The sequence below is a fragment of the Mycobacterium sp. genome (assembly GCF_035314665.1).
Taxonomy (GTDB): domain Bacteria; phylum Actinomycetota; class Actinomycetes; order Mycobacteriales; family Mycobacteriaceae; genus Mycobacterium.
In genome coordinates, this window is sequence record NZ_DATFZD010000324.1 from 1 (window position 1) to 10,602 (window position 10,602).

10 protein-coding genes and 1 tRNA gene are annotated in these 10,602 nt (G+C 64.1%); 8 read left to right on the forward strand and 3 right to left on the reverse strand.

The genetic code is table 11. From position 1 onward, the window contains the following. The 3 genes from VKI00_RS22305 to VKI00_RS22315 all read left to right on the forward strand — a co-directional run. The coding region (locus tag VKI00_RS22305; protein ID WP_324441324.1) for a beta-ketoacyl synthase at window positions 1–1,060 on the forward strand (1,060 nt) is incomplete at its 5' end. 88 nt (window positions 1,061–1,148) lie between these two features. Then, window positions 1,149–1,541 carry a holo-ACP synthase gene (locus VKI00_RS22310; protein ID WP_324441326.1) on the forward strand — a complete coding sequence of 131 codons (393 nt, stop codon included), beginning with the start codon at window positions 1,149–1,151 and terminating at the stop codon, window positions 1,539–1,541. Between the two features lie 11 nt (window positions 1,542–1,552). Then, window positions 1,553–2,878 carry a dipeptidase gene (locus VKI00_RS22315; RefSeq protein ID WP_324441328.1) on the forward strand — a complete coding sequence of 442 codons (1,326 nt, stop codon included), beginning with the start codon at window positions 1,553–1,555 and terminating at the stop codon, window positions 2,876–2,878. Here VKI00_RS22315 and bcp read toward each other — a convergent pair. Further along, the gene (gene bcp / locus VKI00_RS22320; protein ID WP_324441330.1) at window positions 2,875–3,348 is read right to left on the reverse strand and encodes a thioredoxin-dependent thiol peroxidase; all 474 of its coding nucleotides are present in this window, start codon (window positions 3,346–3,348) and stop codon (window positions 2,875–2,877) included. The two genes, VKI00_RS22315 and bcp, sit on opposite strands and share 4 nt — an antisense overlap. A 125-nt stretch (window positions 3,349–3,473) precedes the next feature. Here bcp and VKI00_RS22325 point away from each other — a divergent pair, with 125 nt between their 5' ends. From VKI00_RS22325 to VKI00_RS22340, 3 genes are all read left to right on the forward strand, one after another. Next, window positions 3,474–3,701, forward strand: coding sequence for a DUF3618 domain-containing protein (locus VKI00_RS22325; protein ID WP_324441332.1), 228 nt, complete (start codon window positions 3,474–3,476; stop codon window positions 3,699–3,701). A 1,112-nt stretch (window positions 3,702–4,813) separates the two neighbouring features. Then, window positions 4,814–5,239, forward strand: a complete 426-nt coding sequence (locus VKI00_RS22335; protein WP_414687261.1) for an MmpS family transport accessory protein — start codon at window positions 4,814–4,816, stop codon at window positions 5,237–5,239. Continuing rightward, window positions 5,236–8,190, forward strand: a complete 2,955-nt coding sequence (locus VKI00_RS22340; RefSeq protein WP_324441334.1) for an RND family transporter — start codon at window positions 5,236–5,238, stop codon at window positions 8,188–8,190. Before VKI00_RS22335 ends, VKI00_RS22340 begins: the two co-directional genes overlap by 4 nt. A 63-nt stretch (window positions 8,191–8,253) precedes the next feature. Here VKI00_RS22340 and VKI00_RS22345 read toward each other — a convergent pair. Beyond that, a tRNA-Lys gene (locus VKI00_RS22345) sits at window positions 8,254–8,329 on the reverse strand. A 220-nt stretch (window positions 8,330–8,549) separates the two neighbouring features. Here VKI00_RS22345 and VKI00_RS22350 point away from each other — a divergent pair. Beyond that, entirely contained in the window at window positions 8,550–9,707 is a 1,158-nt protein-coding gene (locus tag VKI00_RS22350; protein WP_324441341.1) for a L,D-transpeptidase, read from the forward strand. A 25-nt stretch (window positions 9,708–9,732) separates the two neighbouring features. Here the strand turns inward: VKI00_RS22350 and VKI00_RS22355 are convergent, their stop codons facing one another. Then, window positions 9,733–10,092: a hypothetical protein gene (locus VKI00_RS22355; RefSeq protein ID WP_324441335.1), complete on the reverse strand. Its 360-nt coding sequence runs from the start codon at window positions 10,090–10,092 to the stop codon at window positions 9,733–9,735. 229 nt (window positions 10,093–10,321) lie between these two features. Here VKI00_RS22355 and VKI00_RS22360 point away from each other — a divergent pair. Beyond that, a partial coding sequence (locus tag VKI00_RS22360; protein WP_324441337.1) for a hypothetical protein occupies window positions 10,322–10,602 on the forward strand: 281 nt, incomplete at its 3' end.

Below are 10,602 nucleotides of genomic sequence, written 5' to 3' on the forward strand. Positions count from 1 at the left end.
TGCCGCGTGCGCGACGGCCGCGGTGTCGGTCGAGGAGGGCGTCGACAAGATACGGCTGGGCAAGGCCGAGCTGGTGGTGGCCGGTGGCATAGACGACCTGACGCTAGAGGGCATCATCGGCTTCGGCGACATGGCGGCCACCGCCGACACTTCCATGATGCGCGGCCGCGGCATCCACGACTCGAAGTTCTCCCGGCCCAACGACCGGCGCCGGCTCGGATTTCTGGAAGCGCAGGGCGGCGGCACCATCCTACTGGCCCGCGGCGACCTCGCGTTCAAGATGGGATTGCCGGTGTTGGCCGTGGTGGCCTTCGCGCAGTCGTTCGGCGACGGCGTGCATACCTCGATCCCGGCCCCGGGACTGGGCGCGCTGGGAGCCGGCCGCGGCGGCAAGGATTCCCCGTTGGCCCGCTCGCTGGCCAAGCTGGGTGTCGCCGCCGACGACGTCGCGGTGATCTCCAAACACGACACTTCGACGTTGGCTAACGACCCCAACGAGACCGAGCTGCATGAGCGGCTGGCGGACTCGCTCGGACGTTCCGCCGGCGCGCCGTTGTTCATCGTGTCGCAGAAGAGCCTGACCGGGCACGCCAAGGGCGGCGCGGCGGTCTTCCAGATGATGGGACTGTGCCAGATCTTGCGCGACGGGGTGATCCCGCCCAACCGCAGCCTGGATTGCGTCGACGACGAATTGGCCGGCTCCGCCCACTTCGTGTGGGTACGCGACACCTTGCAGCTGGACGGCAAGTTCCCGCTGAAGGCCGGGCTGGTGACCAGCCTCGGGTTCGGCCACGTGTCCGGCCTGGTGGCGCTGGTGCACCCGCAGGCCTTCCTGGCCACGCTGGACGACGAGCAGCGCGCCGACTACCAGCGACGGGCCGACGCGCGTCTGCTGGCCGGTCAGCGCCGGCTGACCTCGGCGATCGCCGGCGGCCGCCCGATGTACGAGCGGCCCGCGGACCGTCGTTTCGATCACGAGGTGTCCGAAAAGCGACAGGAAGCGGCGATGTTGCTCGACGCGGAGGCGCGGTTGGGCGACGGGGACTTGTACCGTCTTTAACCACCTCCGGTGGCTATCCGATAAGTTCGCAACCCATGAGCCGCGTCGCGACGATGCCGAGCGCTGCGATGAATGAGGAGCAGCGCCAATGAGCATTGTGGGAGTGGGGATCGACCTCGTCTCCATTACTGAGTTCGCCGAGCAGGTCGACCAGCCCGGAACAATCTTCGCTGAAACCTTCACGCCGGGTGAACGGCGTGACGCCTCGGACAAGAGTTCGTCGGCGGCGCGCCACCTGGCGGCTCGGTGGGCGGCCAAGGAGGCGGTGATCAAGGCCTGGTCTGGATCACGCTTCTCGCAGCGGCCCGTATTGCGTGAAGACATCCATCGCGACATCGAGGTGGTCACCGACATGTGGGGCCGGCCGCGGGTGCGGCTGACCGGCGACATCGCTAAGCATCTGAAGGACGTGACGATCCACGTTTCGTTGACGCACGAAGCTGACACCGCGGCTGCGGTTGCCATCCTGGAAACCAATTAGGACTCAAGATCGTGAGCGATCTGGTCGAACGCGTCCGCGACGTACTACCGTCGGTGCGCCGTGATCTGGAGGCGCTGATACGCATCGAGTCGGTCGGGGCCGATCCGGCGCGCCGCAACCAGGTGCAGCGCAGCGCCCAGGCCACAGCGGATCTGTTGTCGCAGGCCGGATTTGACGATGTGCAGATCGTCAGCGAAGGCGGCGCACCCGCCGTCATCGCTCGCCATCCCGCGCCGCCGGGAGCACCCACGGTGCTGCTGTACGCGCACCACGACGTGCAACCCGAAGGCGATCCCGCCCAGTGGGCGTCACCACCGTTCGAGCCGACCGAACGCGACGGCCGGCTCTACGGGCGCGGCAGCGCCGACGACAAGGCCGGTATCGCAACGCATTTGGCGGCGTTTCGGGCACACGGAGGCCGGCCTCCGGTGGGGGTGACGGTGTTCGTCGAAGGTGAGGAGGAGATCGGCTCACCATCGTTGGGCCTTCTGCTGGCTGCGCATCGCGACGTGTTGGCCGCCGACGTGATCGTGATCGCCGATTCGGACAACTGGAGCACCGCCGTCCCCGCGCTGACGGTGTCGCTGCGCGGGCTGGCCGACTGCGTGGTCGAGGTCGCCACCCTCGACCACGGCCTGCACTCCGGCCTGTGGGGCGGTGTGGTTCCCGACGCGCTGATGGTGCTGACGCGGCTGCTGGCCAGCCTGCACGACGACGACGGCAACGTCGCGGTGGCTGGTCTGCACGAAAGCACAGCCGCCGCAGTGGATTACCCCGCCGAGCGGGTGCGTGCGGAATCGGGCTTACTGGACGGAGTGAGCGAAATCGGTTCCGGCTCGGTGCCGCAGCGATTGTGGGCCAAGCCGGCGATCACCGTGATCGGCATCGACACCACATCCATTGCCGCATCGTCGAATACGCTGATCCCGCGCGCACGCGCGAAGGTCAGCATGCGGGTGTCCCCGGGCGGCGACGCGGCCGCGCACCTGGACGCGCTGCGCGCCCACCTGGAACATCACGCTCCCTGGGGTGCACACGTCACGGTGACGCCCGGCGACGTCGGGCAGCCCTACGCCATCAACGCCACCGGCCCGGTCTACGACGCCGCCCGGGCGGCCTTCCGGCAAGCCTGGGGCACCGAACCGATCGACATGGGGATGGGCGGCTCAATTCCGTTCATCGCCGAGTTCGCCGCCGCATTCCCGAAGGCCGCGATCCTGGTCACCGGCGTAGAGGACCCGGCAACGCAGGCGCACAGCATCAACGAGAGCCTTGACCTGGGTGTGCTGGAACGGGCCGCGACCGCCGAGGCGCTGCTGCTCGCCAACCTGGCTTAAACGGACAGGTCGCGGCGCAGTTTGGCCACGTGCCCGGTGGCCTTGACGTTGTACTGCGCCACCGCGATCTTGCCCTTCTCGTCGACGACGAACGTCGAGCGGATCACGCCCTGGACGGTCTTGCCGTACATCTGTTTTTCGCCGTAGGCGCCCCAGGCGGTCAACACCTTGCGGTCGGGATCGGACAGCAGCGGGAAGGTCAGGCCTTCGGCGTCACGGAATTTGGCCAGCTTCTCCGGCTTGTCGGGGGAGATGCCGACGACATCGAGGCCGGCGCCGTTGAGTTCGGCCAGGCTGTCGCGGAAGTCGCAGGCCTGCTTGGTGCAGCCGGGGGTTGATGCCGCTGGGTAGAAGTAGACGATGACGCGGCGGCCTTTGTAGTCGGCCAACGACACCTTCTTCCCGTCGGCGTCGGGCAGAGTGAAGGCGGGCGCTTTGTCGCCGGGCGCCAGGCGTGCATTGTCGGTCAAGGAAGGTCCCTTTCTGTTTTCTGTTCACCGGCGCGTGGGGATCGGCCGGCTGATTTAGGGTAGGTCGGCAGGCACCAACCTAGACCGAGCCCGGCCTCGGTGCGCCGACGACAGGGAGGACGAGAGTGGCTGAGCGGGATCCTGACGCCATCAAGCAGGAGATCGACCAGGCCCGCGACCAGCTCGCGTCGACCGTCGATTCACTGGCCGAGCGGGCCAATCCCCGCCGCCTCGCCAACGACGCCAAAGCGCGGGCGATCAGGTTCGTCAAGAAGCCCGCGGTGGCGATCTCTCTGGCTGGGCTCGCGGCGCTGACCGTCGCCTTGGCGATCCGCAGGATTCGCCATCGGTGATCAGCTGGGAAGCGTCGTCGGATCCGGTCAAGCAAGGCCTGCTGTAACGGCGCGATCTATGACCTCAACTCGTCCAGCGGGGCGTTGAATCATGCTGACGAGGTGTGGATCTCCTGGCGCACTCGTCGGCGATTGAAATCGATGACATTCCTAAGGACTTCAGTCCGCACCGAGCCGTTAGAGCGCGCGAAACCGACATTTATCTTGAAGACTCGATTGTCGGGAATATCCCGCTCGCGTCTATATTCTTAAGCTCCGTCACGGCGGAGTGACGCTTCAAATAGCCAATTCGTTGCAGAAAGTGGCGAGTCCCGTTGATCTGGTGAAAGCGCGGATTATCGCGCCGCCCTGGCGGCTTCGCGCCGAGCCTTCTCTTTCACGTGGGTCGAGCAGCAATGCACCATCTCGCAATGGTATCGGTCACTGCATTCAGGCGAACAATAAACTGATGCGGCCGGAAACCAGACCGGATCGGACAGGTCACGCCATCGGTCGTTCGGATCGAACGTGTGGCCGCAATGTACGCAGGTCTTGACCTTCGTCTTGGTAGCCATACCGGTCAGGGTACGCGTCGTGGCCCTAAATCGGTGCTGGTTTCAGGCCGACGGCGAACAATCGACGTCTCGCACATGGCGTGCAATTCAAGGTGATCGTTTGCGCCGGCGAATTAATTACTTTCTGAAACTAACTCAGCCGTCTTCGATTCTCGCTATCGCCGCAGGTCGACTCGACCGCGCGGTCACTTCAATGAGATCGACCGGCAACAGGTCAACGGGCAGAAAATCAGCGCCTCACAGCGAAAATCGCCTGTAGGGCATAACGTTTCCACATCTCCGACTCGGCAACCGTCTCCGAGTGCCTTTCGCCTTACAACACGGTCGTGCGCATCCACTGTTGCGCGTCGCTTTGTGCTGTCCGCACGCGAGTAGCCCAACCTGGCGTCACGTCGTCGCCTATCAAACTGATCCGTTTGAGCACACCCAGCGGCGCGGCTCCGATTCGACGGCGGACCGCAGGAATTAACTCTGCAGCTATGGCGTTCGGCTAGCGGTGGCGCACGCGACGAGATGCCTTAATATCAGCCCGTCGAGCATTCTTAATCGGGGGGCACGGTGTTGAGACTTCTCGAGCGGGCATGGGTTCCGCTGGTCGTGGTCGTGGCCCTGATCATCGGCGGCGTTGCGGTTTTCCGACTCAATGGCGTCTTCCCAGGACCCGGCTTGCCCAAGCCCGATCCCCGGGATGCGACCCCGCCGTACGCGGCCAAGACCGCCATCTACGAAATCCTGGGACCACCCGGGACGACCGGCGTCGTCAACTGGATGGATGCGGAGGCACTACCGCAGAAGGCCAACTTCACCACGTTGCCGTGGTCGAAGACGATCGTTGCCGAGATGCCCGGCATCTTCGCCTACGTCGTCGCCCAAGGTGACGGCCCCTCCATCGGCTGCCGGATCACCGTTGACGGCAAATTGGTCGATCAACAACAGGTCAACACCCGGGACGCGCAGGTTTCCTGCTTGGACAAATCCGCGTGACCGACGACACCAGCAACACGAGCGACACCAGCGACACAGAAGAAATCCCCGTCGCGCCGCACTACGAACTTGAGCGCAAACCGCGGCTGGCCCGCACCATCCGCGTCCTGGCGCTGCCGATCGTCGTGATCTGGCTGCTGATCGCGGTCGGCGTCAACGTCTTCGTCCCACAGTTGGAGAAGGTTGCCGAGGACGTCTCGGTTCCGCTCTCGCCATCCGACGCGCCTTCGGTGACCGGGATGAAGCACCTCGGGGAGAAATTCAAGGAGTACGACTCCGACAACCTCGTCCTGGTGACCCTGGTCGGTGAGAAACCTCTCGGCCAGGACGCTCACCAGTATTACGACGATCTGGTCAAGAAGCTGCGGCAGGACACCGAACACGTCGAGCATGCGCTGAATTTCTGGGGGCAGCGATTTACGTCCTCGGGTGTCGAGAGCTACGACCACAAGGCCGCCTACGTCCAGGTCAACCTGCGCGGTGACCAGGGCGGAGCCGTCGGCGACAAGTCAGTTGCCTCGGTTCGCAAGATTGTGGCGGACTCGAAGCCGCCGCCGGGGGTGAAGGCCTACGTCGCCGGTCAGGGAGCCCTGACCGCCGACACGATCGTTGTCGGCAACGCGAGCCTGGCCAAGATGACGATCATCACCATCATCATCATCGCGATCATGCTGATGTTCGTCTACCGATCCATCGGCACCGTGCTGCTGACGATGGTCATCCTGTTCGTCGGACTGGCCACCGCCCGGGGCGTGGTGGCACTGCTGGGCGAAACCGGCATCATGGGGCTTTCGACCTTCGCCGTCAACTTGCTGACGGCACTGGCCATCGCGGCTGGTACCGACTACGCGATATTCATGGTCGGCCGCTACCAGGAGGGCCGCGAACGGGCCCTGGACCGCGAAGCTGCCTACTACGACACCTTCGCCGGTGTCAGCAAGGTGGTGTTGGGCTCGGGTCTGACGATTGTTGGGGCGCTGGCCTGTCTGCATTTCACTCGGCTGCCCTACTTCAGTTCGCTGGCGTTTCCGTGCGCAGTCGGTCTGCTGGTAGTGGTGGCCGCCGGGGTGACCCTGACGCCGGCGCTGATCGTGGTGGCAAGCGGCTTCGGTCTGTTCGACCCGAAGCGAGAGTTTAACTACACCCGCTGGCGCCGTCTGGCGACGGCCATCGTGCGTTGGCCGGCGCCCATCCTCGCTACTTCCGTCATCCTGGCGATCGTCGGCGCCCTGGGCCTGATGGGCTTCAACCCGCGCTACAACGACCTGTACTACCTGCCGCAGAGCGCTTCCTCAGTAAAGGCGTACAACGCGGCCGATCAACACTTCACCCAGGCCCGTTTGAATCCGGACCTTCTGATGATCGAATCGGACCACGATCTGCGCAATCCCACCGACATGCTGGTCCTGGACAAGATTGCTGGAGCCCTCTTCCACGTGCCCGGCATCGAACGGGTGCAGAGCATCACCAGACCTCTCGGCCCGCCAATTCAAGACGGATCCATTCCCTTCCAGCTCAGTGTGCAGAGCGCGCCGATCCGCGACAACCTGAACTACCTGAAGGACCGTATCGCCGACATCAAGAAGATCGTCGGTGACCTCGACACCCTGATCTCCCTCTTGCAGCGCACGTACACGGTGACCCAGGAGCTCGCGAACGCCGCGGACGACAGCGCGACAACCGCGGGGAAGACGGCGGCCATCACCGACGAAATCCGCGACCATATTGCGGATTTCGACGACTTCTGGAGACCGATTCGCAGTTACTTCTATTGGGAGAAGCACTGCTTCGACATCCCGATTTGTTGGTCGCTACGAGGGCTGTTCGACGCCCTCGACGGGTTCGATCAGCTCGCCGAGCAGTTCCACAATCTCACCAACGACCTCACCCACACGGCTGCAGCCACGCACGAACTGCTGGTGATCATCCCCCAGATTATCGCCACGTCGCAGGCGATCCGGAATACGACGCTGACCATCTACAGCACGTTCGACAGTCTGATCGATCAGTTCGACCGGCTGACCGACACGAACGCCGTGATGGGCAAGTCCTTCAACGACTCTCAGGTGGAGAGCCTGTTCTACCTGCCGCCCGAGATCTTCCAGAACCCGGACTTCCAGCTGGGATTGAGCTTGATGGTGTCACCGGACGGCAAGGCCGCTCGCTTCATCATCACCCACGCCGTGGATCCGGCGACGACGAAGGGAATCGCGTCCGTCGATCAGGAGCGCCAAGCGGCCAAGGAGGCGCTGAAACTCACCTCGCTGGAGAACGCCGACATCTACCTCGGCGGTACGGCCGCGACGTTTTACGACATCGCCAACGGCGCTAAGTACGACCTGATGATCGCCGGGGTGGCCTCGATCGTGCTCATCTTCATCATCATGGTGATCGTCACCCGCGCTTTGGTCGCTGCGGGCGTCATCGTCGGCACGATCGTGATGTCGCTGGGGGCCGCCTTCGGGTTCTCGACACTGATCTGGCAGCACCTTCTTAATTTCCAGTTGCACTGGGTGGCAACCGAATTCGCGTTAATCGTGCTCTTGGCGGTCGGGTCGGATTACAACCTGATGCTAGTGTCCCGGATCGAGGAAGAGATCGGAGCCGGCCTGAAAACGGGACTCATCCGCGGCATGGGTGTTACCGGCCCGGTGGTGACTGCCGCCGGTGTGGTGTTCGCCGTCACCATGGGCACGATGATCACCAGCGATCTCCGGGCGATCGGCCAATTCGGCACGACGATCGGCATCGGCCTCCTGTTCGACACCTTCGTCGTCCGATCGCTCATCACGCCGTCGATCATGACGGTGATGGGACGCTGGTTCTGGTGGCCGAAGCGGGTACGGGTCCGCCCGGCCAGCCAGATGCTTCGGTCCGTCGGGCCGCGCCCGCTGGTTCGTGCACTGTTGTACCAACCGCGGCACGCGGTCCCACCGGATCCGCAGACGTAGCATCCGGCACAGCACGCGCCCGCCGATTGCAGATTGTGGCCCGCCGTTGAAGTGCGCCTGTTGTGGTGCGCCGTCAGGGTTTCGAACCCCGGACCCGCTGATTAAGAGTCAGCTGCTCTACCAACTGAGCTAACGGCGCCTGAATCCTGCTGGACTGCGTTTGAGACAATAACAGCCATTCCGTGGCCGGACGAAATCGCCGAGCCCGAGATTGACCGGTGGTCAGTGTTAACAGTCGTCTACCTCCTAGAATACTCGCCAGTAACACAGGGTTCCGGGGGCGCAAGGGGAAAGCAGGGTACGTGGCAGGTCGCTTGGTGACGCATCAGCGCTTGTGCCGCCGTTGGGTGGCCGCGCTGATGGTTCCGCTTGCCGTTTTCGGCGCGGGCGCCTGCAGCAAAGGGGGTAGCAACCCGCCGCCGAAAGCGATCATGGACAAGGCCACGCCGTACGGTGACCTGCTTATTCCCAAGATCAGCGCTTCGGTGACCGATGGCGCTGTGGGCGTCGCGGTGGACAGGCCGGTGACGGTGACCGCCGACGACGGCGTGCTGGCCTCCGTCGAGATGGTCAACGAAAACGGGCGCTCGCTGGGCGGCCAGCTCAGCCCCGACGGCGTGCGCTGGGCGACCACCGAGCCGCTGGGCTACAACAGGAGCTACACGCTCACCGCCAAAGCGCGTGGGCTGGGCGGCGTGGCCACCCGCGAGATCACGTTCCAGACCCATTCGCCGCAGAACCTGGCGATGCCGTATGCCATGCCGCGCGACGGCGAAGTGGTGGGCGTCGGTGAGCCGCTGGCGATCCAGTTCGACGAGAACATCGCCAACCGCGAAGCGGCCGAGAAGGCCATCGTGGTGACCACCGACCCGCCCGTGGAGGGCGCGTTTTACTGGCTGAACAAGCGCGAAGTACGTTGGCGCCCTGAGCATTTCTGGAAGCCGGGCACCACGGTGAACGTCGCGGTCAACACCTACGGCGTCGACCTTGGTGACGGGGTTTTCGGCGAAGACAACCTGCACACCCACTTCATCATCGGTGACGAGGTGATCGCCACCGCCGACGACAACACCAAGATGGTGACCGTGCGGGTCAACGGTCAGGTCGTCAAGACCATGCCGACGTCGATGGGCAAGGACAGCACCCCGACCGCCAGCGGCTTCTACATACTCGGCTTGCATTTCGCGCACATGATCATGGATTCGTCGACGTACGGAGTTCCGGTCAACTCGCCCAACGGTTATCGCACTGAGGTGGATTTCGCCACGCAGATGTCCTACAGCGGTGTCTTCGTGCATTCGGCGCCGTGGTCAGTGGGCGCTCAGGGCCACACCAACACGAGCCACGGCTGCCTGAATGTCAGTCCCAGCAATGCGCAATGGTTCTTCGAGCACACCAAGCGCGGCGATATCGTGCAAGTGCTCAACACCATCGGTCCACCGCTGTCGGGGACGGAAGGTCTTGGCGACTGGAACATTCCGTGGGATCAGTGGCACGCCGGTAACGCCAAGGCGTGACGCTGCTGCGGAGCGGTCGGCGTCGCTAGATCCCTATCCAGACCCACTGGCTTTTACCCCCATCCCATACCGGGCGGAGCTGGAGCTGCTGCGCCCACGGCGGCGGCGGAGGGGGCGGCGGGATGTCCGCCGGTGCGAATTCCGGCACATACGCCGGCTTGGCTGCGTACCACGGCGGCGGCGGCGGTGGCGGCTTGCATTCGTTGGTCCACACATTGCGTGACCAGTTCGGGTCGCACTGCGCCGAACTGGTCACGCACTGTGTGGTCACGTTCCGGTCGCACTCCGCCGAACTAACTCCCGGCACCGCGACCGTCACGGCCGCCATCGGGACGAACGCCAGCGCGACGAAATAAGCGACCAGACGGCGAGCGAAGCGTGTCATCGTAGGCCTCCCACAGGGATCTGTCCTGGACCTTTGGTTGCTTCAGCTTATGCCCTACGCCAAAAGGGCGTAACTCTGTGCCGCGTCGTGGACGGCGATGGTCTGCCGGTCAGCGCGACTGACGCCTTACCCAACGGTTTGTCAGGATTCTCAAATACTGTACTTATGTTTAGTTAAGCTCGATGCCTACTCGTATTAACCGAATCACAACGTGACATGGGAGCCCACGATGAACACTCGCCGCATCACTCCCACCCTCGGCATGGCTGTCGGCGCTGCTTTCGCGGCCGCGCTGATCGGACTGGCTCCCGCCGCCAGAGCCGACACCGAACCTGACCCATTCGAGGACCTGTTGGGCATGGCCGGAGTCAACACCTGGACGCCTACGGCCGACGCCGAACTGCTCAGCAGCAACCCAACAGAGGCCGCCAACCTGGACGCCAGCATCGACACGTTCAACGCCGATGTTGAGACGGCATATCAGATCGACCCGCTGAGCCTGCTGGCGTT